Raw genomic sequence first — 25,213 nt, forward strand, 5'->3', positions numbered from 1 at the left:
CCGCGCGGGGATCACGAGGCATAGGCGCGAATCTCATCGGAATTGATATTCAAACGCCCCAGCCGGTACAGCAGCGTGCGCCGTGCAAGGCCCAGTTCCTGGGCGGCCAACGTCTGGTTGCCGGCGTTGCGGCGTAAACAGTCGAGCAGCAAACCGCGCTCCATAGCGTCCATGCGCTTACGAAAATTCAGGCGCCCTGACTCATCGTTCAGCTCGCTGGGCAGGGCAAAATGCTCGGCCAACAGCTCATGCCCGTCACACAGCAAGACCGCACGCTCAACCAGCCCCTTGAGCTCGCGCACATTGCCCGGAAAGGCGTAACAGGCCAGTTGCGCCATGGCGCTGTCTGCCAGCACCACCGGGCGGCGCTGTAGAAATGCGCAGGTTTGGGCCGCGAAATGAGTGGCCAGATCGTAGATGTCCCGGCCGCGCTCACGCAGGGCAGGCAGGACCACCGGAAACTGGGCGAGGCGGTAATAAAGGTCTTCACGAAAACGCCCCTGACTCACCCGTTGCTTCAAGTCACAGTGGGTGGCCGCAATGATGCGAACGTCGATGGTGTGGCTTTCATTGCAGCCCAAAGGCCGGATTTCACCTTCTTGCAGCACACGCAATAACTTGGCTTGCAGCGCCAGGGGCATGTCACCGATTTCGTCCAGCAACAGGGTGCCGCCGTGGGCGGCATCGAACAGCCCTTTGCGGTCACGGTCCGCCCCGGTAAAGGCCCCTTTGCGATACCCGAACAACTCGCTTTCGAGCAGGTCCTCAGGGAACGCGGCGCAGTTCTGCACGATGAAGGGCTGCGCACGCCGTGGGCCACTGTCGTGAATGGCCCGTGCGACGACTTCCTTGCCCGTGCCGGTCTCTCCCAGCAGGAGCACGGTGTACGGGCTGTGCACCACGCGATTGATCAATTGATAGGTTTTGCGCATCACCGGGCTGGAGCCGATCAGGGTCCCGGCACTCACACAGCGGCCCAACGGTTTGCCCTGTTGCGGGCGGCGCTCCAAGAGGCTCATCTGCATCAAGGCGGCGCTGCCCAAGGCGCCTAATGACGGGGCATACCCTTGCAGCGGCATGTGCGTGCAACTGGCCAGCATCCATACACCGGCCACGGTCTGACGTGAATCGCGCATTGGCACGGCCAACAGCGAACGCCAAGGGTCGCCAGCACGGGGCAGGAAATCGATATTGTGCAGACGGCTGTCGAGGTTGCTCAGGTCCACGACCCTGTTTTGGCTAATCGCGTATTGCAGCAAAGGCTCTTGGCAATGGTCGGCAGAGCGTCCGGAGCCCAACGCCGGGTGCAGCGTTCCTTCCAGCCACTGAGCCTTGAGTTCCAGCCGTTCGCGAGAGGCATCGAGCAGGTAAAGCTGACTCAACTGGCACCCGGTGAGTTGTGCCATGGCCTGGGCACTCTGACTCAGCAGCGTGCTGCTGTCGGTGCTCTGTGACAGGCGGGAGAAGTGGGCCAGCAGGGCTTCGGCATACTCCAGCGGCTGCGGGATTTGACTAAACATCACGCGCCCCTCACTCACAGTCACATAACACGCGGGACTGGGCGTCCAGCGTGATATGTACAGAGGTAAGGGTTTGCCCGCAGGCGAGAGCGTCCAGTATCCGATCCGCGACCAGCGGCAGGACATGAGCGTCCAGCAGGTCATCGATCAATCGGGCGCCGCTATCACTTCGCGTGCAGCGTTCGACCAAATGGTCCACCAGACGCTGGCAATGGCTGAACCGCAGATGACGCCGCGACAGACGTTCGCCCAGCCGCACCAGCTTGAGCTCAACCAGTTCGCGCAACACTGCGCCGTTCACCGGGTAATACGGCACCACCCGCATCCGCGCCAGCAGGGCCGGTTTGAAGTGCTGGCTGAGCAGCGGGCGGATGTGCGCTTCAAGCTCCTCGGCGTCAGGGTGCGCACCGTTTGCGCACAGCGCTTGAATACGCTCACTGCCCAGGTTGGAGGTCATCAGAATCAACGTATTGCGAAAGTTGATCTCACGTCCTTCGCCGTCGTTGACCACCCCTTTGTCGAAGATTTGATAGAACAGATTCAGGACGTCGGGGTCCGCCTTTTCAACCTCGTCCAGCAACACAACGGAATACGGTTTTTGCCGCACGGCTTCCGTGAGCATGCCGCCCTCGCCGTAGCCGACATAACCGGGCGGCGCGCCAATCAAGCGCGAAACGGTGTGCTTCTCCTGGAACTCCGACATGTTGATGGTGGTGACAAAGCGCTCGGCGCCATACAGCAGATCGGCAAGCGCCAGCGCGGTTTCGGTCTTGCCCACACCGCTGGGGCCCACCAGCAGGAAAACCCCGACAGGCGCATCGGGTTTGTTGACCCCCGCCGCTACAGCCCGCATGGCGCGGTCCAACTGACCAATCGCCTGTTCCTGACCGAGAATGCGGGCGCGTAAATCTTGTGCGAAATGTGCGACCTTGACGCTGTGCTCTCGGGCCAATTGCGTCAGCGGCACGCCCGTCCACGCACTGACCACTTCGGCCACCAGGCGTGGGCAAACCTCAAAACTGACCAGCCGCTCACGCAGATGGGCCTGACTCAAGGCGTGCTGGGTCGCCTGAAGTTCCGCTTCCAGTACCGGCACCTGTTCGAGCGCCTGCGGCTCATCTTCCTCACGGGCCTTGGCCAGACGCTGACGCAGTTCCAGCAAGCGCTCGGCCAACGCGCGCTGCGCAAGCCAGGCGTCATTGAGCGCGACCTGTTCAGCGTCGACCTGTATCAGCCGTTGCTCCAGCGCCTCCAGTGCAGCGCTATCCACCACCAGTCCCGCTTCGGCATCCCGTCGCAAGGCATGAACCTGACGCTCACCCTCTGCGAACTCGGCCCGCAGGCGTTCCAGTTGTTCCGGTGCCGCCGCCAGACTGATGCGCACGCGGGCACAGGCGGTGTCGAGCACATCCACGGCTTTGTCAGGCAGTTGGCGTCCGGCCAGATAACGCGCCGACAAGTGGGCAGCCGCCACTACCGCATCGTCGCGCAGGTAAATCCCGTGGCTTTTTTCATACACGTGCGCCAGGCCGCGCAGAATGGTCACGGCCTCGCTGACAGTCGGTTCGTGCAGCTGCACCGGCTGAAAGCGCCGGGCCAGTGCGGGGTCTTTTTCGAAGTATTTTTTGTATTCGCTCCACGTGGTGGCCGCGATGGTGCGCAGTTCGCCACGGGCCAATGCAGGCTTGAGCAAGTTGGCAGCGTCCGAGCCCCCGGCATTGCCCCCCGCGCCAATCAGGGTATGGGCTTCGTCGATAAACACAATGATCGGCACGGGGGAGGCTTTGACCTCGTCGATGACGCCCTTGAGACGACGTTCGAATTCTCCTTTCACGCTGGCGCCCGCTTGCAGCAAGCCCATGTCCAGCGACAGCAATTGAACGCCCTGCAACACCGGCGGCACTTCGTTGGCCGCGATGCGCAACGCCAGCCCTTCCACGATCGCGGTTTTGCCCACGCCCGCTTCCCCCACCACAATCGGGTTGTTCTTACGACGCCGCGCCAGGATGTCGATCATTTGCCGGATGGCGTCGTCACGGCACAACACCGGATCGAGCTGCCCGGCCCGGGCCTGGGCCGTGAGGTCATGGGTAAAGCGTTGCAACAGGGATTCACCGCCTACCACCGCAGACGCCGGGCTGCCTGACACCTGTTGTGACAAGGCAAAGGACTTCAATCGTTCGGTATTGAGCGCGGACAGCAGCGCGTAATACCGGCTGCCCGCATAACGCAAAGGGTTACCCAGCAGCGCCAGCAGCAAGGCCGCCTGATCGACGTGCGCTTGCTTGAGTTCAAGGTGGGCGACCAGCAAGGCATCTTGCAGCCACTGAATCAGTTCTGGAGCAAACACCGGATTGCGCGATGCGCCCTGTTCAGTGCGAGGCTGTAAGGCTGCATTTAACTGCCCGGCGTCGATATCGGCGTCGAGCAAGGCACGCATCAGTAAACTGTCGGGCCGCTCCAGCAGGCCCAGCAGCAGATCCTCCACCACCACCAGGTGTGCACCCCGCCCCACGCAGCGCTCGGCGCACGCTTCCAGGTCACGGCGGGTTGCCGGGTCCAGCGCTTGAATCAGGTCTTGCAGGTCAACGTTGATCATGTCATCCGTCCTTAATGAAGTGTGCTGTTCAGGGTCACGACGCCGTCCGCCCGCTCGCGCCCCAGCCAGCTGGTCCAGCCGAGACGGCAGGTGTTGTGCGCGCCAATACGCAGTTCGCGCACTTCTTCGTGGCGCAGTTGCAGCCGGATGTCGTAGTCCAGCGGGTCACGCAAGGTGAATCGCACCAGCGCGCACAGCGGCTGATAGCCCTCGCCAATCGGCAGAAATTCGTGGAAGCGTTGCCAGTCCAGGTCGCGGATGTGAATGCGGAATTTGCCGCTGCGGTCGCGAACCCTTTCCCCCAGCACCAGGCTGTCACCGAGTTGGTGATTGCCCAGGCCCAAGGCATTGCGTTGCTCAGGCGCGATAACGACTCGGCGCTCGATGCATTGCTCGATCGTCAGCGCCGCGTGCTTGAAGTAGTAACGCAGCACTGACTCAATCAGGGCCGCCGAATGTGCCCGCAAACTCAGGAGCCCGAGATAGGGCAGCAAGCGCCGCCAATTCAGCCCTTGCGCCTGACGAATCTGTTCGCCACCCAACCCGATCAGGGCGAATAACTGGCTGGAAAACGGGTCTGTCGCGCCTCGTTGAAAGCGGGCGCCGTAGCGGTATTTGCGCCAGATCGGCAACATCAAACGCTGTAAGCGATCATGAAAGAGATCCAGAAACCCGCGCGTGACATTGGCCTCGTCGCCCTCCTCCAGCGCTTGCTCGGCGTAAAACGCGGGCAGCGGAGAAGACGAGCCCACCAACCCCATGAGGTTGAAACACAAACGCGCGCGAAGCTGGCCGTGTTCGGTAAAAAACGTCACGTGCTCAACATCACAGCCCGGAAACCCCAGGCTGGGGTTGGCAACGAATTCAAGACGCTCGTACAGCGCGTCATCGCTGATGTCCGGATTGCCTTCACGCAATCGGTCCATGACCAGCAACACCGCCTGATACAGCGAGTACTCTCGTATGCGTGTGGACAGCCCGCTCAAAGCAGGGGCTGCAAGCCCATGCGCGGTGTCCATTGGTAGCGATCTCCCTGGGTACTGGTGACGCGCAGCTCGTGGTAAGAGTTGAGGCTGGCGTAAAGGGCAAAAAACTCGTTGAGCACAGAGGCGAAAACAAACACGTCGCCCTCACCGATATAGCCTTGGGGGTCTATCGTCAGTTCGGTACGCACGCCCCGTAGCGGCAAACCACGGTGCAGTCGGTCCACGTGTTCGTGGCGGATGGACGTGAGGCCGTTCAGCAGGTTCTTGCTGACACGCTCGGCCTGCTCGTCGTAGTAGCGCGGCAGGTCGTAGGTTTCGAGGATCACCTTCAAGGCGTCCACATTGGCCAGCGACAAATAGTTGAGCGACATGTTGCTGATCAACTTCCAGAGAAAGTCGCGGTTGATCGGCGGCGCATAACTGGAGGTCACGCGGGTGATGTTGCGAAACGCCAGCCCCTCGGGCATGTCTTCGCCCGGCAGGCAAATCGCGCCGGGCGCCAGCCCTCGCGCCAGGTTCTGGTTGGTGCAGGTCATCTCCACCGACAGCGTTTCGCTGTGCTCGGGCTGACGTACGCCCACGCTCAGAAAGGTGTCGAGCCCCTCATGCACCTGCGAGGAACGCTGGCGGATGCTGTAATGGGCATGGGCTTGCGACACATCGAAACTGGGATCGTGTTCAAACGATTCGAACGGCACATAGCTCTGTTCACCCGCACCGCCAGACCGCCAGCCGCTGACATGGTCGACAGAAAACACGGCGCAGTGCGCGCTATCGAGCCTGGATGGCATCAACAGATACTCGTCCTGCTTGCCGTCCAGCCGAATCGGCATTGCATCGTGGGCAAACAAATTGACCACAGGCGTGCAATACAACTTCACGTTGTCACGGGTCGGCCGCAGGCGTTGAGCGCTGTGCTGGCGAATCAGAAAACGCAGTTCGAGGCTGCGGGTTTGTTTCAGGGTCTCGGGCGCCAGGCTGTGGATAACGTCCAGCCCGCTCAGGTCGACGAACAAAAACTTGTCCTGAAACGCAAAGTATTCCTGCAAGTAGCGATACCCGCGGAATGTGTTCAGCGGATAGGGAATCAGTGCTTGATCCTCCGCAAAACCCACGGGCTGCAAGCAGTCGGGGGGCAATGTGAATACGCCCAATTGCTCCCCGAGATCATCCTTGGCCAGCACGGTGACGTGATCCACGTGACGCAGCAGACCGAGGTAAAGCGTTTGGCTGATATAGCGCTCGCCCGCCAGGTGCAGGCGCAATTGGCTCACGTCCAGTTCACCCAGATGCCCCGGGCACGTCATGTCCAGTTGCAGGCTCAACAACGCACCGTCGCCCGTCACTGAATGCGTCAGCCCGGTCAGTTGCAAAGGCAACAGATCGGTGGCGTAGCAGGTGCGAAACTGACAGCTCACGCCTTTGAGCGGCAGGCTGGCCACTCCCGTATCGCGAGGCACCCGCAGGGCAGGCCCGGCCTGCTTCAACGGGTCAAATTGCAACAGGCTAAAAGCCGGCAGCGGCCGCATGTAGTTGGGCCACAGCAAATGCATCAGCGAGTGACTGAGCTCGGGCAGTTCGTCATCGAGCTTCTGGCGCAGGCGCCCGGTCAGAAACGCGAACCCTTCGAGCAACCGCTCCACATCCGGATCACGCCCCGCCTGCCCCAAAAAGGGGGCCAGTGCCGGATTGCGCTCAGCGAAGCGACTGCCCAACTGGCGTAATGCCGTGAGCTCGCGTTGGTAATACTGGTTAAAAGACACGCGGGTTACCTGATCATTGGCGACATCAAAAAGTGAAAACGCTGATTCAAAGCAGTGACTCGACCCGAACCTGCCCGCTGCCATCGAGCTGAGCCGAGAAGCTGACTTGGCGACGTAATCCCTCAACCTCCAGCAACGCCTCAATGGCGAAACTCAAGCGCAGGGGGTGCCGGTCGCGTGGCAACGAGACGACCCGCACCTGAGTCAGGCGCGGCTCGTACTGTTCGATGAAGGTTTCAATGGACTGACGGGCCTGCGACAACGCCGTGTGCAGGCTGACGCTCATGTCGTTTAGATCGGGCAGGCCGTAGTCGGGCAACGTTTGCACGCTGCCCGCTCGGGTACTGAGCATCCGGGTCAACTGCGCAGCCACCGAGGCCATGACAGCCCTCTCGCGGCTCAGCCCCGCACGCCTCTGTGCATCGCCTTTCAAGCGCTCGAAAAGGCTGCCGTATCCCGTCATGCCCGCCCCTGCGTCACTCTTTGTCCAGCTTGCCGACCAGCGACAGGGTGAAATCAGCGCCCATGTACTTGAAGTGCGGGCGCACGTTCAGGTTGATGCGATACCAGCCCGGCTCGCCGTCAACATCACTGACGATGATTTGCGCCGCCCGCAGCGGGCGACGACCACGCACTTCAGCACCGGGGTTTTCCTGGTCCGCGACGTACTGACGGATCCATTTGTTGAGTTCGATCTCAAGGTCGGTGCGCTCTTTCCAGGAACCCAGTTGCTCGCGCTGCAACACCTTGAGGTAATGCGCCAGCCGGTTAACGATCATCATGTAAGGCAGTTGGGTGCCCAGTTTGTAGTTCAGCTCTGCTCGCCTGCCTTCTTCGCTGGCGCCAAACAACTTGGCTTTCTGCACTGAACTGGCGGAGAAGAAAGCCGCGTTGTCACTGCCCTTGCGCATGGTCAGGGAGATGAAGCCTTCTTCCGCCAATTCGTATTCACGGCGGTCGGAGACCAGCACTTCGGTCGGGATCTTGGTTTCAATCTCGCCCATGCTTTCAAAGTGATGCAGTGGCAAATCTTCGACAGCCCCACCGCTCTGCGGGCCGATGATGTTCGGGCACCAACGGAACTTGGCAAAACTGTCTGCCAACCGGGAGGCAAAGGCATACGCGGTGTTGCCCCACAAGTAATGCTCGTGGCTGTTGGCGACGGTCTCTTTATAGACAAACGTTTTGACCGGGTTTTCCAGCGGGTCATACGGGGTGCGCAGCAAAAAGCGCGGCACGGTCAACGCCATGTATCGCGCGTCTTCAGACTCCCGAAAACTCTGCCATTTGGCGAATTGCGGCCCGCCGAAGTGGTCTTTCAGGTCTTTGAGGTTGGGCATCCCGGTAAAGCTTTCCAGCCCGAAAAACTGCGGCCCAGCCGAGGCAATAAACGGCGCGTGGGCCATACAGGCGACGCTGGACACGTATTGCATCAGTTTGATGTCTGGCGAGCTTGGGGACAGGTAGTAGTTGGCAATGATTGCCCCGACCGGCTCACCGCCGAACTGACCGTATTCAGCGGTGTAAATGTGCTTGTACAAACCCGATTGCATCACTTCGGGCGAATCTTCGAAGTCGTCCAGCAGGTCGGCTCTGGACACGTTGAGGATTTCGATCTTGATGTTTTCGCGGAAGTTGGTGCGCTCCACCAATACCTGCAAGCCGCGCCACGCAGATTCCAGCGACTGGAAGTCCGGGTGGTGGACAATTTCATCCATCTGCTGGCTGAGCCGGGCATCAATCTCGGCAATCATGCGGTCAACCAGGGCTTTCTTGACCGGCTCGCCCTGGTTCTGTGGCTTGAGCAGCTCTTCAATAAATGCCGCCACCCCGCGCCTGGCAACGCTGTAGCCGTCGTCCTGGGGGGTCAGTCGGGTCTGGGCGATGATGCCATCAAGGATGCTGGCATTCGGTTGCTGATCGTGTTGCTGCGATGCGGCTTGCGTACTCATGACGTGGTATTCCTTTGCTGATGGGGGGCTCAAATGTCCGAGGCGGGGGAACCGGACAGGTCCAGCTCGCTCAACACCCGCGCACGGGATTCGTCATCGGCCAGTACCCCTTCAATTGCCTTGCGGAAACTGGGCGCATTGCCCAGCGGGCCTTTGAGCGCAACCAGGGCTTCGCGCAACTCCATCAGTTTTTTCAGCTCGGGCACTTGCTCAACGAGGCTTGCAGGGTTGAAGTCCTTCATCGCATTGACCCGCAGCGCAATCCCCAGCTCATCAGGGCCACCGTCGTCCTGCAGACGATTGGGCACACTCAGGTTCAAGGTCAGGCCTTGTTTGGCCAGCACTTCATCGAACGTCATTTTGTCGATGGCGATGGGTTTGCGGTCTTCCAGCTTGCGCTCGTCGAACCGCTGAACGTAGTCGCCCAGCACCAGTAATTTAAGGGGCAGTTCAATTTCTTCCTGAGCCCCGCCCGTCGCGGGTTTGAACGTGATGTTGATACGTTCTTTAGGTGCAACCGAGCCTTCTTTGGCCATGATGTTTTCCCTTATGCGTATGGCCCAAAGGCCTATTCAAGTACCACTTCAAGGTCGAGGTGGCACAACCTGCGGTACAACTCATCCTTGCGTTCGCGCACGTCATGACTCTGTGGCAACAGCTCGCAACAACGGCGCCAAAGGCTGAGCACCTCCAACACAAGATCGGGCTCCCAAGCCTGCAAGCCGGAGCGCTGAAGCAGTTGGTCGAGCATGTCGAGCTGGGTCTGAGCGATTTCGTATTTGCGGTTTGCTAAGCACAACCGTGCCAACGCCAGCTGCCAGAAAAAACGCACGCGCCCACCCTGGGCTTGGGCCAGGCCACTTTTGAGTGATTGAACGGCGGGTTTGAAGCCCTGGGAAAGCGCCACCTCTTGCGCGTGCTCAAGGGCCAGCTCCCACGCGGGCTGTTCCGCGCCGGGGGCCTCGCTTTGCGGGACGTCGTCTTGCACATGCGGCATGACGTGCGTGACGAACCAGGCCCGTGTCTGCTCATCGGCAAACGGTTGGCCATCGCTGAAGCGCAGGGTTTCCAGCCCGGGCAAGCGCTGCAGCAACAGCGCCATGTGCAGCTCGACTTCACGCATCGCACGTTCGGCATTCAATGCTTCAAGGCACCTCCAGACCAGACGTTGGCCGTCAAACCAGAACGGTGCCTTGCTCAGGCTGGACTCCAGCTCCACCAACACGTCAGCGAATTGCCCGCGTTCAAAGCGCTCGTTGAAGGTGTTCAGTCGATCTTTTGCCAACCCTCGCACCGGCGTGATCTGTTCCCCGTTGCGTTCGGGCACGGCGTCAATGGCCATCCAGGTCAGGGTTCGATTCAGGCGCAATGCGCGCACGTCCGTCGCGTTTTGCTTGAGCCACCAGGCACACAGCACTCGGGCGCTGTCCTGTTGGGCACGCAGTGCTTTGTGGGCGTCTTTTTCATTTTCGATCGGGGTTTGGCTGTCAACCAATTGGGCAGCCATCTGCTTGACGTGGGCCACCGCCGCCGCGATGGGCCCGGGATCAGGCGAATGGATCCCCGCCCGCTCGACCATGCGGCTTAAACGTCTGCAGAGCGGGAGCAACAAGGGCACCTCGTCGCCCAAGTGCGACGCCAGACTGCATTCGAGCGCCATCAGCAAGTCGAGCAAACGCTGAAACAACGGCAATTGCTCTTTGACCGGGATGTTTTCGTTCAAGGCATCATTGAGGCGCGACACCAGCCAACTGACGGCCGCTGCCCGGGTCCGTAATTTGCGCGGGTGGATCTGTGCCCAATGCTGCACACACAAGTGATGCAGCAACCCGACACCAGCGAGCAGCCCGGCAAAGGATTCACGTTGATATAAAGCCCACGTCAGCCATGCCGCCACCCGCAGGTCCCTGGACTGATCGCGCAACAGGACTTCGCTCTGTTGCTGCACCATCGACCAGTCAACCGGCGTGTGTTCGTGCAAGGAGTGGGCCTTGGCCAGCTCCCGCTCCAACGCCTCGAACTCAGGGGAAAAACGAACGTCGTTACCCGCAAAGTTGTCAGTCGCCACGGGGTCCTTGACCAGTCCGACAATGCGCGCCAGAGACTTGCTGGTATACGTCACGCCCCCACTCTCCTCACCCATGGTGAAAAACGTAGCGTTGCCTGAGCTTCCATGAAGATTGCCATTGGCCACTATCCGAGTCCGTTCAAGGGACGCGACGATAGGTGAATGACTGACGAAAAAAAGTAGGAAATTTCGGCATTTCTATAGGAAACGTCTTAGTAATTTAAAAAAACTCACAAACCCTCGATTGGTTAAAAAGCCGTCAACGCCAAGTGTCTTTTTCCTACAAAAAATCTGGACGTTTTCACCGTCAGCCTAAGCTCTGAAAGTCAGCTCCTGTAGTTCCACACAAACGTTGTGAAACCTGCGGGCAGGCCCGACGCTACGGCAGGCCACCTACCGTCGGATTTGCCCCAAAACCCGCCGTCTGCTAGTGTCAGCCGGTTTTAACGCCTACCGAGAATGCCGCCATGGCCCGCAAAAAAGCTTCCCTGGATTTCGAGCAGTCCCTCGCTGACCTGCAAACACTGGTCGAGCGTCTGGAAAACGGCGAGTTGTCGCTGGAAGACTCCCTGACAGCATTCGAGCAAGGCATCCGCCTGACCCGCGAATGCCAGGGCGCACTGGCCCAGGCCGAACAGAAAGTGCAAATCCTGCTCGAACGTGATGGTGAATTGGCCCAAGAGCCATTTGATGCGGAACAACCCGAATGATTGATGCTTATCAAGCCAGCAGCCAGGCCCGTGTCAACGCGGCCCTCGAACGCTTGTTTGTCGCTCCGGCACCGGAGCTGGCCCGCCTGTACGAGGCGATGCGCTACAGCGTCATGAATGGCGGCAAACGGGTGCGGCCGCTGTTGGCCTACGCCGCTTGCCAAGCCTTGGGCGCTGCCCCTGAGCAGGCCAACGGTGCAGCGTGCGCAGTGGAGCTGATCCACGCCTATTCGCTGGTACACGATGATTTGCCGGCCATGGACGACGACGATTTGCGCCGCGGCCAGCCCACCACCCACAAAGCCTTTGACGAAGCCTGCGCGATTCTGGCCGGTGACGGCTTGCAGAGCCTGGCATTTACCGCCCTGCTCGACCCGCACATGAACACGCTGGACGCTGACACCCGACTGCGCATGGTCTCTGACCTGGCGATGGCCGCAGGCCCGGCGGGCATGGTCGGCGGGCAAGCCATTGACCTGGGTTCGGTCGGGGTCAAGCTCGACCGGACTGCCCTTGAATACATGCACCGCCACAAGACCGGCGCCCTGATCGAAGCCAGCGTCCAGTTGGGCGCGCTGGCCAGTGGTCACGCCCGCCCTGAAGACCTGCACGCTTTGAACATCTACGCGCGGGCCATTGGTCTGGCGTTCCAGGTTCAGGACGACATCCTGGATGTTGAGGGAGATACGGCTACGCTTGGCAAACAGTCAGGCGCCGATGCGGCCCGCGACAAGCCGACCTATCCGTCCTTGATGGGGCTGGCAGCGGCCAAAACCTATGCGCTCGAATTACGCGATCAGGCCATTAACGCCCTGCGACCATTTGATGCAGCTGCCGAGCCTTTGCGTGAGCTTGCACGTTACATCGTGGAGCGCCGCCACTAAAAAGCGGCGCAACACCTCTTTTTCCGACCGGCTCTACGGCCAAGGTCTGACTAACGAGCTCCAGACTCCGTGGGCAGCTTCCGTTGCATAAGGTAAACTGCCGCCTCTTCTTATACCTATAACGATTCGCCTGATGCCAACGACGTTTCATGAGATTCCCCGCATACGCCCGACCACGCCCCTGCTCGACCGAGCCGGCACGCCTGCGGGCCTGCGCCGGTTAGCCGAAGCCGAGCTGGAACCTTTGGCCGATGAATTGCGCCAGGAACTGCTCTACACCGTCGGTCAGACGGGTGGGCATTTCGGTGCCGGCCTGGGCGTCATTGAACTGACCATTGCGTTGCACTACGTGTTCGACACCCCGGACGACCGTCTGGTGTGGGACGTGGGTCATCAGGCGTATCCGCATAAAATCCTGACCGGACGCCGTGAACAAATGGCGACCTTGCGTCAGAAGGACGGCGTGGCCGCGTTCCCGCGTCGCTCCGAGAGCGAGTACGACACCTTTGGCGTCGGCCACTCCAGCACCTCAATCAGTGCAGCTTTAGGCATGGCCATAGCCGCCCGCCTGCAAAACAGTGATCGCAAGGCAATTGCCGTGATCGGTGATGGCGCCCTGACCGCTGGCATGGCGTTTGAAGCCTTGAACCATGCGCCCGAGGTCGACGCCAACATGTTGGTGATCCTCAACGACAACGACATGTCGATCTCGCGCAATGTCGGGGGGTTGTCCAACTACCTGGCCAAAATCCTGTCCAGCCGGACGTACGCCAGCATGCGCGAAGGCAGCAAGAAAGTGCTGTCGCGCTTGCCGGGCGCGTGGGAAATCGCGCGCCGTACCGAGGAATATGCCAAAGGCATGCTGGTGCCCGGTACGCTGTTCGAAGAGCTCGGCTGGAACTACATCGGCCCGATTGACGGCCATGATTTGCCGACGCTGATCGCCACGCTGCGCAACATGCGTGACCTCAAAGGCCCGCAGTTCCTGCACGTTGTCACTAAAAAAGGCAAAGGCTTCGCCCCGGCGGAAGCAGACCCGATTGGCTACCACGCCATCACCAAGCTCGAACCTCTGGACGCACCGGTTGCAGCGCCCAAAGTGGCCAGCGGGCCAAAATACTCCGCGGTCTTTGGCGACTGGTTGTGCGACATGGCCGCTGCGGACCAGCGCCTGGTGGGGATTACCCCGGCGATGAAAGAAGGCTCGGACCTGATCAAGTTCAGCGAGCGCTTCCCGCTGCGTTATTTCGACGTGGCCATCGCTGAACAGCATGCGGTCACTCTCGCGGCCGGCATGGCCTGCGAAGGCGCCAAGCCGGTCGTGGCGATTTACTCGACATTCCTGCAACGCGGCTATGACCAACTGGTGCATGACGTCGCGGTGCAAAATCTGGATGTGCTGTTTGCCATTGACCGTGCCGGTCTGGTAGGTGAAGACGGCCCGACCCACGCGGGCAGTTTCGACCTGTCGTACCTGCGTTGCATCCCGGGCATGGTCATCATGACCCCGAGCGATGAAAACGAATTGCGCAAAATGCTCACCACCGGCCACCTGTACAACGGCCCGGCAGCAGTGCGCTACCCGCGGGGCACGGGGCCGAATGCGCCCATCGAAAAAACCCTGGAGCCGCTGGAAATCGGCAAAGGCGTGATTCGTCGCCACGGCTCAAAAGTCGCGATGCTGGTGTTTGGCGTGCAACTGGCGCAAGCCCTGCAAGTGGCCGAAACCCTCGACGCGACCGTGGTCGACATGCGCTTCGTCAAGCCGATGGATGAAACTCTGGTGCGCGAGATGGCCAACAGCCACGAGCTGCTGGTAACGATCGAAGAAAACGCCATCATGGGCGGTGCGGGGGCGGGTGTCAGCGAGTTCATGGCCCGCGAAAACCTGCTCAAGCCAATCCTGCACCTGGGCTTGCCCGACGTGTACGTGGAACACGCCAAGCCAAGCCAGATGCTGGCCGAGTGCGGCCTGAACGCGGCCGGGATCGAAGCATCGGTGCGTCAACGCATGGAACTGCTGGGGCTGTAAACCCGCTCAGTCGTTAGCAAAACGAGGTGATCGGGTTCCCCCCGATCACCGCCTCGTCCCTTGTGAACCACGACGGGGACCACAGAATTCGGAACTCATGAAATCGCTTCGCCTAGCGGCCCTGATTCTCGGCAGCATCCCGGCCAGCCCCTTGCTGGCAGACACCGCGGATCGCGAAAACGCCCTCAAACTCCCGCAAACACTGATCACCGGCAACCGCCAGGTGCAAGCGCGTTCGGACAGCACCAGCGCCAACAGCGTGTTTACCCGTGAGGATATCGACCGCCTGCAACCCACAAGCCTGACCGACCTGCTGGGCCGAGTTCCGGGTGTGCAAGTGGCGCGCAGTGGCGGACGCGGTGCATTGCCGGGTATCTACATTCGCGGCACCAAATCGGCGCAGAGCCTGGTGCTGGTTGACGGCCAGCGCATGGCCAATGCCACCTCGGCCGACAGCAACCTGCAATACCTGAACATCGACCAGATCGAGCGCGTCGAAGTGCTGCGCGGCTCGCGCTCAGTGGTGTATGGCAGCGATGCGATTGGCGGGGTGATTCAGATCTTTACCCGACGCGGCGCCGAACAGCCCCCGCAACTGCGCTTGCACAGCGCCATGGGCAGTTATGGCAGCTCACAAAACAGTGTGGGCATTTCAGGCGGTGACGCTCAGACTCGCTTCAACCTCAGCGGTGCGCTGGAAAACACGGCCGGCATCGACCGCACGACCGTGTCCTACCCGGTCGACAACGACCACGATGCCTATCGCAACCAATCGGTCAGTTTGAACCTGAGTCACCACCTGAGCGACCGCCTTGAGATCGGCCTCAGTGCCGTCAAGAGCGAGGGTAAAACTGAACTTGATGCGATGTTCGGGCAAAAGGCCTATAGCGATTTCGACATCAGCAGCGTAGGCAGTTTCGTTGACGCACAGTTCTCCGAACGCTGGAATTCGCGCCTCGAACTCGGCCACAGCGAGAACCGTGAAACGACGCGCGACAAACTAAGCCCCGACCTTTATAGCTTCAACACCTATCGCGATTCCCTGAACTGGCAAAACAGCCTCGCGCTGGACGATCTAAACAGCCTGATGCTGGGCCTCGACGCGTATCAGGATCGGGTTCGCAGCAACACCGACTTCGACAAAGACAGCCGCTGGAACCGCGCGGTATTTATTCAGCACCGTTTTCAGGGCGAGGGGTTTTCAACGGAGCTGGGGCTGCGACATGACAAAAACCAGCAATTTGGCAGCAACAACACCTGGAGCGCGAGCCTGACGGTGCCGCTCAATGCCGATAACGATGTGCTGATGTCCTACAGCGAAGGTTTCAGGGCGCCTACGTTTAACGATCTGTATTACACGGGCTTCGGCAACCCAACGCTCAAACCTGAACACTCAAAAAGTTATGAGTTTCAATGGCGTAGCCAACTGAGTGATACCAGCCGGCTGGAGACGTCCCTGTATCGCACCGATATTCGCGACGCGATTGAGTATTTAAAAAAAGGGGAACAGTCCTTCCCTCATAACATAGGGGCTGCACGCATCACCGGTTTAGAAAGCGCGCTGCACCAGGAGTGGTTCGGCTGGCAGAGCAGCCTCGGTGTCGCCATCATCGACCCGCGCGACCGCGACACCGGTAAAACCCTGAGCCGCCGGGCGCGTCGTACATTGAACCTTGATCTGGATCGACAGTTTGACCGCATCGGCGTAGGTGCCAGCTGGCAAGCGGTCAGCAGCAGCTATAACGATGAGCAAAACCAGCAGCCGCTTGGCGGGTACGCCCTGTTGGGCGTGCGTGCCAATTGGCTCGCCAGCTCAGAGGTCAGGCTGGACCTGAAAGTCGATAACCTGCTGGACAAGACTTTCACGCGCGCGTTGTACAGCTATGAAGGTGACTATTACGGCTATCGCGAAGAGCGGCGCAGCGTGCAGCTGGCCGTCACCTGGACACCCCGCCTGTAAACGCCGTGCCGGGTCACGCTCGCACGGTGCCTCAGTGGCTACGGTCTAGGTTCGGCCAGTTGTTCGCATAAACGGGCCGTGGCTTCGATCATTTGTCCGCTCGGGCGCTCCAGACCTTTATCAGCCAGTAACAGCAACCGCCCTTGCTTCACCGCTTCGAGCTGCGGCCAGGCTTTCCAGGCATCCAACTGCGCCTGAGTGCCTGCAATGATCACGTCGGGATTGCGTTGCAACACGGACTCGACGCTGACCTGCGGCGCGGGCAATGACACGTCCGCAAACACATTGCGCGCCCCGCACAGGGCCAGTGCATCGCTGATGATTTGACCGCCGCCCACGGTGTACAGGGGCCGATCCCACACTTGATAAAACACGCGCAACGGTTGTTCGCGGGCGTGTTGCTGGCGTAGCTGCTCCAGACGTGCCCGCAACCGGGCGGCCAACTCACGACCGCGTTCGGCGCGATTGAGCGCAGTCGCCACCCCTTCGACCTGATCGATCAACTGCGTCAGGTTTTTCGGTTCGGCGGTAAAGGTGGGAATGTTCAAGCGTTTCAACTGGTCGCGCTGCGCCACGCCAACGCTACCGGGCCAGAGCAGAATCAAGTCCGGGCGCAGGCTGAGCAAGCGCTCCATATCCAATTGGCCATAGCCACCGACCGAGGGCACATTCACCAGCTCAGGCAAGGTCTCGCCCGCCTCCAGCCGCCCGACGAGCAGATCGGTTGCGCCCAGTTCCACGACGATTTCAGAGAGTGAGGGCGCCAGGCTGACCACCCGCGTGGCCGCCATGGCCTGAGTGCCCACGGCCAGCAGCAGAACCGCCAGCCACAGGCGCATCAGCCGACCTGACGGGGGATGCGATAGAGGTAAAACAGCACCAGCGTTGACAACGCCAGCAGCAACAGCGGCACGCCTTCGAGACCGACAAACACGCCCAGCGCGGCGATCCAGGCGGGCAACCCGGCGGCCAGCAATGCACGACGCCGCACGTGCGCCAATGCATCCCAGGCGGCAGGTTCCTGGTCTGTGTCGAGGGACTTTTGCAGGTCAATCAGGCCATGTTTATACGGCCCGAACGTGCGCAGGGTCACGAACATCGACAACACGCCCGCAATAAACAGGGGCATGGCCAATTCAGGCCACAGCGGTTCGGCGCTGCCGAAAAAACCGTTGACCAGTACCAGCGGCAAGCAAGTCAGCACCAGCTGTTGCCACCAACTGAAACTCAGGCGCCGACGACGCTGGCCCCGCGTCACGCCGGGTCTGCCTCGTTCTGGTGCTGATTGCCCATCATGTGCCCGAGCTTGTTGGCTTTGGTCGCCAGGTACAGTTTGTTGTGCGGGTTTTGCCCGGTGTGCAAAGGCACGCGCTCGGCCACGGTAATGCCCATGTCGGTCAAGGCTTTGACCTTGCGCGGGTTGTTGGTCATCAAGCGCAGCGACGTCACGCCCAAGTGTTCCAGCATCGGCAGGCAGATGGCGTAGTCACGCTGGTCAGCGGCAAAGCCCAGACGTTCGTTGGCTTCTACGGTATCGGCACCACCGTCCTGCAATTGGTAGGCACGCACCTTGTTCAGCAGGCCAATCCCACGGCCCTCCTGACGCAAGTACAGCAACACGCCACGGCCTTCACGGGCGATGGCCTGCAAGGCGGCTTCGAGTTGAGAGCCGCAATCGCAGCGCTGGCTGAACAGGGCATCGCCGGTCAGGCACTCGGAATGCACGCGGCCCAGAACCGGCGCACCGTCCGCCACGTCGCCCAGACTGAGCACAACGTGTTCACGGCCCGTGGCCTTCTCAAGGAAGCCATGCATGGTGAATTCGGCAAAGGGGGTAGGGAGTTTGCAAGCGGCAACAAAAGCGACGGGCACCGTGTGCTCCTGATCAATTTGAGGACTGGAAATTCGCAGAGGCGGCATTGTAACAGGACGTTCCTACAGACGCTTAGGCTGAATTATCGAGGATAAATATCTAAAAGTTTGATGGGACACGCGGCATGGCGGCGGCAGTGACAGACGCTCGCCTTAAAAATGCTGATAGCCACGGGTTGTCGGGGTGATGTCCTGCCCGTGTGCATCCAGCACGCCAACGCCCTGCCCTTCAACCACCCGGCCGATCACATGCACCGGCCAGCCATCGGCCAGCAATGTGGGCAATTCAACAGCCGGTAGCGTAAACGCCAGCACATAGTCATCGCCGCCGCTTAACGCCGCTTGCTGTGCGGCCGCGTCGCCCAGAAACTCCTGCAGCGCCAGCGAGATGGGCAGGCGGTCGTGCTCAATCAGCAGCCGGACGCGCGACGCCTGCGCAATGTGCCCGCAGTCAGCCAGCAAACCGTCCGAGATATCCAGCGCCGAGGTCGCCTTGCCACGCAGCGCCTGGCCCAACGCCAGTTGCGGCTGCGGTGACCAGTAGTGTGCCAGCAGCGGCTCGGCGATAAAGGATTCGGCGCTGCGCTGGCCCAGCACCAGAGGCAAGGCCCCGGCGGCATTGCCCAGCTCACCGCCCACGCACAGCAGATCACCCGCCCGGGCGCCGCTGCGGGTCAGGGCCTGGCCCGCCGGGACGCGACCGAACACGGTCAACGTCAGGCACAACGGGCCACGGGTGGTGTCTCCACCGATCAGGCGCACGTTGCAGCGTTGCGCCATCTGGTTCAAACCCCGGGCAAACGCGTGCAGCCAATCGGCGGCAACCGACGGCAGGGTCAGGGCAAGGGTAAACGCGAGGGGAGTTGCGCCCATGGCCGCCAGATCACTGGCCGCCACCGCCAGCGAACGCTGACCGAGCAAAAAAGGGTCGCAGGGGTCTGCGAAATGCACGCCAGCCACCAGCGTGTCAGTGGAGATTGCCAGCTGTTCCCCGAAGGGAACCTCCAGCAGGGCGCAGTCGTCGCCAATGCCCAACGCAACGCCCTCGCCGCCCTGCGCACAAGGCGCGGCAGCGAAAACGGTGCGGATCAGCTCGAACTCGCCCATGGCCGACAGCGCTGTTTAGCGCTTGAACGCCTTGACTTCAGCTTCACGCAGGCGCGGTGCCAATTTGTCCAGTACGCCGTTGACGAACTTGTGCCCGTCAGTGGAACCGTACACTTTGGCCAGCTCGATGCCTTCGTTGATGACCACACGGTAAGGCACGTCCACACGCTTGATCAGCTCCCAGGTGGACAGGCGCAGGACGGCCAGTTCAACCGGGTCCAGCTCTTCGATGGTGATGTCCAGGCACGGGGCCAGAGCAGCATCGATATCGGCTTTGTGCGCAGGCACGCCGTGCAGGATTTCGCGGAAATAGGCGGCATCCACGTCGGTGAAGTCGTTATCAACGCGAAACTGCGCTTCGATCTCGTTCAGCGAGTGCTTGGCCATGTGCCACTGGTACAGCGCTTGGGTCGCGAGCTGACGTGCTTCACGACGTTTAGCGCTTTTGGAGGGCTTGCCAGCGTCCGCAGGTTTTGGATCGCGCGGGTTGAAACGATCGCTTTCGTCGGAAATCACTTGGCCTCCAACTGCGCCAACAGGCTGACCATTTCGAGGGCGGACAAGGCGGCTTCAGCGCCTTTGTTACCGGCTTTGGTGCCGGAACGCTCGATGGCTTGTTCGATGGAGTCAACGGTCAGCACGCCGAATGCAACCGGTACGCCGAACTGCATGGACACCTGAGCCAAACCCTTGGTGCACTCGCCGGCCACGTATTCGAAGTGCGGAGTACCGCCACGAATCACAGCGCCCAGGGCGACAATGGCCGCGAACTCATTGCGCTGGGCAACTTTTTGCGCAACCAGCGGGATTTCAAACGCGCCAGGCGCACGAATGATGGTGATGTCGTTTTCGTTCACACCGTGGCGAACCAGGGCATCAACGGCACCACTCACCAGGCTTTCGACGACGAAGCTGTTGAAACGGCCAACCACGAGTGCGTAGCGGCCTTTGGGGGCAATGAAGGTACCTTCGATGGTCTTCAGGGTCATTCGGTATGTCTCGTATTAAAGAGCCAGAACGCACTCGCGTGCGTTCTTTAATGAGTTTGGGCCACGAATTTCAGGCGGGAAACACCCGGTCTTTATTCGGAGGGCACGTATTCTACAACTTCCAGATCGAAACCGGATATGGCGTTGAACTTCATCGGTGAACTCATCAGGCGCATTTTGCGCACACCGAGGTCACGCAGGATCTGCGAACCGGCCCCCACAATGCTGTAGGTCGTCGGTTTTTTGGCCGGCAAAGCGTCGGCTGTTTCGCGGATGTGCGCCAGCAACACGTCGCCATCCAGCGGGTGCCCCAACAGCAGCACCACACCGCTGCCAGCCTCTGCGACGGCGCTCATGGCAGCACGCAGGCTCCAGCGGCCGGGCTGCTTGACCATCAGCAGGTCACGCAGCGGGTCCATGTTATGCACCCGCACCAGCGTCGGTTCATCTGCGCAGATCTTGCCCAGAGTCAGTGCCATGTGCACGTCGCCTTCGACTGAGTCACGATAGGTCACCAGGTTGAATTGGCCCAGTTCGCTGTCCAGCGGCTGCTCGGCTATCCGCTGAACGGTACGTTCGTGGATCATCCGGTAGTGGATCAGGTCAGCGATGGTGCCGATTTTGATGTTGTGTTCAGACGCGAATTTTTCCAGCTCGGCGCGACGCGACATGGTGCCATCGTCGTTCATCACTTCGCAGATCACGCCGCTTGGCTCAAAACCGGCCATGCGCGCCAGGTCACAGGCCGCTTCGGTGTGACCGGCACGCGCCAGCGTGCCGCCAGCCTGTGCCATCAGCGGGAAGATATGCCCCGGGCTGACGATGTCTTCAGCCTTGGCGTCCTTGGCGGCGGCAGCTTGCACGGTGCGGGCGCGATCAGCGGCGGAGATGCCGGTGGTGACGCCGGTGGCGGCTTCGATGGAAACGGTGAACTTGGTGCCGAACCCCGAGCCGTTGCGCGGTGCCATCAACGGCAGCTTGAGCAGCTCGCAACGCTCGCGGGTCATCGGCATGCAAATCAGGCCACGGGCGAAACGCGCCATGAAGTTGATGTGCTCGGCCTTGCAGCACTCGGCGGCCATGATCAGGTCGCCTTCGTTCTCGCGGTCTTCGTCATCCATGAGGATGACCATCTTGCCTTGGCGGATGTCTTCAACCAGTTCTTCGATGCTGTTGAGCGCCACGCGGCACCCCCTTAAGTCAGGATTTGAGGTAGCCGTTGGCGGCCAGAAAACTTTCGCTGATGGTGCTGCCCTTGGTCGGCTCGGCGGCCTTGTCGCCCAGCAGCAAGCGCTCCAGATAACGCGCCAGCAGATCGACCTCAAGGTTCACCCGGCGGCCCGGACGGTAGTCGTCCATGATGGTTTCGCTCAGGGTGTGCGGGATGATGGTCAACGAGAATTCGGCGCCATTGACCGCGTTCACGGTCAGGCTGGTGCCGTCGACCGTGATCGAGCCTTTATGGGCGATGTACTTGGCCAGCTCTTTCGGCGCGCGGATGCGGAATTCGATGGCGCGGGCGTTCTCTTCGCGGGAGATCACCTCGCCGACGCCGTCCACGTGACCGCTCACCAGATGACCGCCCAGACGCGTGGTCGGCGTCAGGGCTTTTTCGAGGTTGACCCGGCTGCCCGATTTCAAGTCATTGAAAGCCGTGCAGTCCAGCGTCTCGCGACTGACGTCGGCCATAAAGCCGTTGCCCGGCAGCTCAACGGCTGTCAGGCAAACGCCGTTGATGGCAATGCTGTCACCGAGTTTAACGTCGCTCAGGTCGAGCTTGCCGGTCTCTACATAAACCCGTACATCGCCACCTTTTGGGGTCAGTGCACGGATGTTGCCGATGGATTCGATGATGCCGGTAAACATGGCGTTCCCCTTGAGAACCAAGCCTGCGTAAAACGGAGGCTGAGAATTATACGCTGGCTGATGGCACAGGTATGGCAGTGACTCGCCAGTCATCCCCAACTGCGCGCATATCAATGATCTTGAGCTCGGTTGCCTCGCTCATGCGGGTCAAGGGCAATTCCAGCAACGGACGTGCCGTTGAACCCAAAAACTTGGCCGCGATGAAAATCTGATATTCGTCCACCAGCCCTTGCTCGGCAAATGCGCCCGCCAGACGTGGACCGGCTTCAACCAATACCTCGTTGACGCCCCGCGCCGCCAGCGCCACCAGCAATTGACGCAGATCGACCTGACCGTTCTCGCCAGGGATCACCAGGCACTCGGGCCCCGTGCGGTATTGCTCGGCAGGCGGTACGCAGGTGGCCACAAGCGCCGGGCCAGCCTTGAAAAACGGCGCATCGAGCGGCACGCGCAGGCGGCCATCGATCAACACGCGCAGCGGCGGGCGGCTCATGACCAGCGCGGTCTGCTCGGCATCCAGCCCCAGCTCGTCGGCACGTACGGTCAGGCGCGCACCGTCGGCCAGCACGGTGTCGGCGCCCGTGATCACGACGCTGGCCTCGGCGCGTAGACGCTGCACGGCCGAACGCGCGGCAGGGCCGGTGATCCATTGGCTCTCGCCACTGGCCATCGCCGTGCGCCCGTCCAGGCTCATTGCCAATTTGACCCGCACAAACGGCAAGCCGTGTTCCATGCGTTTGAGAAACCCCTGGTTCAGGGCCCGCGCCTGGGTTTCAAGCACGCCGCAGCGCACGTCGATCCCGGCATCCGTCAAACGCTTGAGGCCACGCCCGGCGACTTCCGGGTTCGGGTCTTGCATGGCGGCCACCACGCGGGCGACCCCGGCCGTGACCAACCCTTCGGCGCACGGCGGGGTGCGGCCATGGTGGCTGCACGGCTCAAGGGTGACATAGGCGGTCGCCCCGCGAGCCAGCTCGCCAGCGGCACGCAATGCGTGAACCTCGGCATGGGGTTCACCGGCCCGCACATGCCAGCCCTCGCCCACGACCTGACCGTCACGCACAATCACGCAGCCGACACGCGGGTTGGGATGGGTGGTATACAGGCCCTTTCGGGCCAGTTCGATGGCACGCGCCATGTAATGGGCGTCCAGTACGGATTGCTCAGTGGACACAATCACTCCTTTGAAGGCTCACGGGCAAGGCGGTCGATCTCTTCGCGGAACTCGTTGAGGTCCTGGAAGCGTCGATACACAGAAGCAAAACGGATGTAGGCCACTTCGTCGAGTTTTTGCAGCTCGGTCATGACCAGCTCACCGACCACCAGCGATTTGACTTCGCGTTCGCCGGTGGCGCGCAGCCTGCTTTTGATATGCGCCAGCGCCGCTTCAAGACGCTCGACACTGACCGGGCGTTTTTCCAGCGCACGCTGCATACCGGCGCGCAGTTTTTCTTCGTCGAACGGCTGACGGCTGCCGTCCTGCTTGATGAGGCGAGGTAAGACCAACTCAGCTGTTTCAAAGGTGGTGAAGCGTTCACCACAGGCCAGGCATTCGCGCCGGCGACGCACCTGATCGCCCTCGGCGACCAGACGCGAGTCGATGACTTTAGTGTCGTTGGCACCGCAGAAGGGACAGTGCATGGTGGCAGGCAACAAAAAATGGGGAGCGCCATGGTAGCGCATCCCACTGGCAAGACAAGCCATAGGCTTTACGGTATACAGTCCGCCTACTACGTTTTACACAATCCGATACGTCGACTGACCTGCCGCTGGAGCCCTCTATGTCGCTACGAACGCTTGTTTTGCTGTGCCTCGCCAGTGTGCTGGTCGCCTGTAGCAGCGAGCCGCCCAAGTCGGCGCAACCTCAAGTGCTGACCCAGCCTAAAACCGATGCGCCTGCCGATCTGGGGCCCTTGCCTGCCTATCAACGTGAACTGAGCGGCGTATTGACGGGCGCGCCCGCAGGCGCCGAAGTTGAATTGGCGATGTTGATCGTGGATGAACGCGGTCGCCCTCAAGGGCTGATGGCCAGCAGCAAGATTGTCGGCAACAACCAGCCACTGCCATTCAAGCTGCGCTTTAACCCGCAGGCATTTCCGGCCGGTGCACGGGTCGAACTGCGCGGGCGCGCCAGCCAGTCCGGGCAACTGATCCTGCACTTGCCGTCGCGCATCATCCAGCAGCCGACCACGCAAGCCTTGGGCACCCTGGCCTTTGTCAAAGCACCATGAACCCGCCGTTGGCCCTGCAACAGTCGCTGAGTGAACTGCTGGGGGATGCGCAACTGGTGGTCACCGACCTGCCCGACACGTCGCTCAAGCTGTGGCTGATCGACGCGCAGAACATGGACCGCGCCTTCACCCCGGACGAGACCCGGCGCATTTTGCATGAGCCGCCGTACTGGGCGTTTTGCTGGGCCAGCGGTTTGGCCCTGGCGCGCTACCTGGCCGAGCAGCCGCATTGGGTCCAAGGCAAGCGCGTGCTGGACTTCGGTGCTGGCTCAGGCGTGGCCGCGATTGCAGCAGCCAAGGCTGGCGCGCTGGAAGTGCTGGCGTGCGATCTCGACCCGCTGGCGCTGGCCGCCTGCCAGGCCAATGCCGCGCTCAATCACGTGCAGTTGGGCTACTCCGACGATTTCTTCGCCGAGGCAGATCGCTTTGATCTGATCCTGGTCGCTGATGTGCTGTACGACCGCGAAAACCTGCCCCTGCTTGACCAGTTCCTAACCCGCGGGCAGCAAACGCTGGTGGCCGATTCACGGGTGCGCGACTTCAGGCATCCGCTGTACCGCCAGTTGGAAAGCCTCAAGGCGCTCACCTTGCCGGATCTGGCCGAGCCCCATGAGTTCCGTCACGTGAGCCTGTATCACGCGCAGCGCTGACACGCGACTTTCAGCGTGCCCGCG

General features: G+C 61.1%; 24 protein-coding genes. 6 read left to right on the forward strand and 18 right to left on the reverse strand.

The features are described from left to right. Positions 1-11 precede the first annotated feature (11 nt). Genes BKD70_RS08260 through tssA form a run of 8 tightly spaced genes read right to left on the reverse strand, consistent with a single transcriptional unit; the run spans position 12 to position 10,942 of the window. Positions 12-1,520, reverse strand: a complete 1,509-nt coding sequence (locus tag BKD70_RS08260; RefSeq protein ID WP_047277782.1) for a sigma-54-dependent Fis family transcriptional regulator — start codon at positions 1,518-1,520, stop codon at positions 12-14. A gap of 10 nt (positions 1,521-1,530) precedes the next feature. After that, positions 1,531-4,119: a type VI secretion system ATPase TssH gene (gene tssH, locus BKD70_RS08265; protein WP_047277785.1), complete on the reverse strand. Its 2,589-nt coding sequence runs from the start codon at positions 4,117-4,119 to the stop codon at positions 1,531-1,533. An 11-nt stretch (positions 4,120-4,130) separates the two neighbouring features. Next, on the reverse strand, positions 4,131-5,138 hold the full coding sequence (tssG, locus tag BKD70_RS08270) for a type VI secretion system baseplate subunit TssG (RefSeq protein WP_047277787.1): 1,008 nt from the start codon (positions 5,136-5,138) through the stop codon (positions 4,131-4,133). Beyond that, complete coding sequence (gene tssF / locus BKD70_RS08275; protein ID WP_047277789.1) at positions 5,102-6,868, reverse strand: type VI secretion system baseplate subunit TssF; 1,767 nt, start codon at positions 6,866-6,868, stop codon at positions 5,102-5,104. Before tssF ends, tssG begins: the two co-directional genes overlap by 37 nt. A 46-nt stretch (positions 6,869-6,914) precedes the next feature. Next, positions 6,915-7,331, reverse strand: a complete 417-nt coding sequence (tssE, locus tag BKD70_RS08280; RefSeq protein WP_047277793.1) for a type VI secretion system baseplate subunit TssE — start codon at positions 7,329-7,331, stop codon at positions 6,915-6,917. 13 nt (positions 7,332-7,344) lie between these two features. Continuing rightward, the gene (gene tssC / locus BKD70_RS08285; RefSeq protein ID WP_047277795.1) at positions 7,345-8,820 is read right to left on the reverse strand and encodes a type VI secretion system contractile sheath large subunit; all 1,476 of its coding nucleotides are present in this window, start codon (positions 8,818-8,820) and stop codon (positions 7,345-7,347) included. A gap of 29 nt (positions 8,821-8,849) precedes the next feature. Beyond that, entirely contained in the window at positions 8,850-9,356 is a 507-nt protein-coding gene (gene tssB, locus BKD70_RS08290; RefSeq protein ID WP_047277797.1) for a type VI secretion system contractile sheath small subunit, read from the reverse strand. A 32-nt stretch (positions 9,357-9,388) separates the two neighbouring features. Beyond that, positions 9,389-10,942: a type VI secretion system protein TssA gene (tssA, locus tag BKD70_RS08295; protein WP_047277932.1), complete on the reverse strand. Its 1,554-nt coding sequence runs from the start codon at positions 10,940-10,942 to the stop codon at positions 9,389-9,391. A 413-nt stretch (positions 10,943-11,355) separates the two neighbouring features. Here tssA and BKD70_RS08300 point away from each other — a divergent pair, with 413 nt between their 5' ends. The 4 genes from BKD70_RS08300 to BKD70_RS08315 all read left to right on the forward strand — a co-directional run bounded on the left by BKD70_RS08300 (position 11,356) and on the right by BKD70_RS08315 (position 16,474). Further along, entirely contained in the window at positions 11,356-11,598 is a 243-nt protein-coding gene (locus BKD70_RS08300) for an exodeoxyribonuclease VII small subunit (RefSeq protein WP_047277800.1), read from the forward strand. Further along, complete coding sequence (ispA, locus tag BKD70_RS08305; RefSeq protein ID WP_047277803.1) at positions 11,595-12,482, forward strand: (2E,6E)-farnesyl diphosphate synthase; 888 nt, start codon at positions 11,595-11,597, stop codon at positions 12,480-12,482. Before BKD70_RS08300 ends, ispA begins: the two co-directional genes overlap by 4 nt. Before the next feature lie 133 nt (positions 12,483-12,615). Next, the gene (dxs, locus tag BKD70_RS08310) at positions 12,616-14,514 is read left to right on the forward strand and encodes a 1-deoxy-D-xylulose-5-phosphate synthase (RefSeq protein ID WP_047277805.1); all 1,899 of its coding nucleotides are present in this window, start codon (positions 12,616-12,618) and stop codon (positions 14,512-14,514) included. A 97-nt stretch (positions 14,515-14,611) separates the two neighbouring features. Next, positions 14,612-16,474: a TonB-dependent siderophore receptor gene (locus tag BKD70_RS08315; RefSeq protein ID WP_047277807.1), complete on the forward strand. Its 1,863-nt coding sequence runs from the start codon at positions 14,612-14,614 to the stop codon at positions 16,472-16,474. Positions 16,475-16,512: 38 nt separating this feature from the next. On the opposite strand, the gene BKD70_RS08320 is transcribed toward BKD70_RS08315, so the two are convergent. The 10 genes from BKD70_RS08320 to nrdR all read right to left on the reverse strand — a co-directional run bounded on the left by BKD70_RS08320 (position 16,513) and on the right by nrdR (position 23,949). Continuing rightward, positions 16,513-17,313: a cobalamin-binding protein gene (locus tag BKD70_RS08320; protein WP_047277810.1), complete on the reverse strand. Its 801-nt coding sequence runs from the start codon at positions 17,311-17,313 to the stop codon at positions 16,513-16,515. After that, positions 17,313-17,732, reverse strand: coding sequence for a hypothetical protein (locus BKD70_RS08325; RefSeq protein WP_047277812.1), 420 nt, complete (start codon positions 17,730-17,732; stop codon positions 17,313-17,315). The genes BKD70_RS08320 and BKD70_RS08325 overlap by 1 nt, the downstream gene beginning before the upstream one ends. Beyond that, the gene (gene ribA / locus BKD70_RS08330) at positions 17,729-18,346 is read right to left on the reverse strand and encodes a GTP cyclohydrolase II (protein WP_047277934.1); all 618 of its coding nucleotides are present in this window, start codon (positions 18,344-18,346) and stop codon (positions 17,729-17,731) included. Before ribA ends, BKD70_RS08325 begins: the two co-directional genes overlap by 4 nt. Positions 18,347-18,499: 153 nt before the next feature. Continuing rightward, positions 18,500-19,453, reverse strand: a complete 954-nt coding sequence (thiL, locus tag BKD70_RS08335) for a thiamine-phosphate kinase (protein WP_047277815.1) — start codon at positions 19,451-19,453, stop codon at positions 18,500-18,502. A gap of 15 nt (positions 19,454-19,468) precedes the next feature. After that, entirely contained in the window at positions 19,469-19,969 is a 501-nt protein-coding gene (nusB, locus tag BKD70_RS08340) for a transcription antitermination factor NusB (protein ID WP_047277816.1), read from the reverse strand. Next, entirely contained in the window at positions 19,966-20,442 is a 477-nt protein-coding gene (ribE, locus tag BKD70_RS08345; RefSeq protein ID WP_047277819.1) for a 6,7-dimethyl-8-ribityllumazine synthase, read from the reverse strand. The genes nusB and ribE overlap by 4 nt, the downstream gene beginning before the upstream one ends. A gap of 92 nt (positions 20,443-20,534) precedes the next feature. Next, on the reverse strand, positions 20,535-21,626 hold the full coding sequence (gene ribBA, locus BKD70_RS08350; protein ID WP_047277821.1) for a bifunctional 3,4-dihydroxy-2-butanone-4-phosphate synthase/GTP cyclohydrolase II: 1,092 nt from the start codon (positions 21,624-21,626) through the stop codon (positions 20,535-20,537). Positions 21,627-21,642: 16 nt separating this feature from the next. Continuing rightward, positions 21,643-22,308 carry a riboflavin synthase gene (locus BKD70_RS08355; RefSeq protein ID WP_047277823.1) on the reverse strand — a complete coding sequence of 222 codons (666 nt, stop codon included), beginning with the start codon at positions 22,306-22,308 and terminating at the stop codon, positions 21,643-21,645. A 46-nt stretch (positions 22,309-22,354) separates the two neighbouring features. Next, positions 22,355-23,446, reverse strand: a complete 1,092-nt coding sequence (ribD, locus tag BKD70_RS08360) for a bifunctional diaminohydroxyphosphoribosylaminopyrimidine deaminase/5-amino-6-(5-phosphoribosylamino)uracil reductase RibD (RefSeq protein ID WP_047277935.1) — start codon at positions 23,444-23,446, stop codon at positions 22,355-22,357. 38 nt (positions 23,447-23,484) lie between these two features. Continuing rightward, positions 23,485-23,949 carry a transcriptional regulator NrdR gene (gene nrdR / locus BKD70_RS08365; RefSeq protein ID WP_162199719.1) on the reverse strand — a complete coding sequence of 155 codons (465 nt, stop codon included), beginning with the start codon at positions 23,947-23,949 and terminating at the stop codon, positions 23,485-23,487. Between the two features lie 140 nt (positions 23,950-24,089). Between nrdR and BKD70_RS08370 the strand changes: the two genes are divergently transcribed. Together BKD70_RS08370 and BKD70_RS08375 are read left to right on the forward strand one after the other, a co-directional pair. Beyond that, on the forward strand, positions 24,090-24,539 hold the full coding sequence (locus BKD70_RS08370; RefSeq protein ID WP_047277826.1) for a YbaY family lipoprotein: 450 nt from the start codon (positions 24,090-24,092) through the stop codon (positions 24,537-24,539). Further along, positions 24,536-25,189, forward strand: a complete 654-nt coding sequence (locus BKD70_RS08375; protein WP_047277828.1) for a methyltransferase — start codon at positions 24,536-24,538, stop codon at positions 25,187-25,189. Before BKD70_RS08370 ends, BKD70_RS08375 begins: the two co-directional genes overlap by 4 nt. Positions 25,190-25,213: the final 24 nt, after the last annotated feature.

The sequence above is a fragment of the Pseudomonas sp. BS-2016 genome, from assembly GCF_001806145.1.
In the GTDB taxonomy this organism is placed as follows: domain Bacteria; phylum Pseudomonadota; class Gammaproteobacteria; order Pseudomonadales; family Pseudomonadaceae; genus Aquipseudomonas; species Aquipseudomonas lundensis.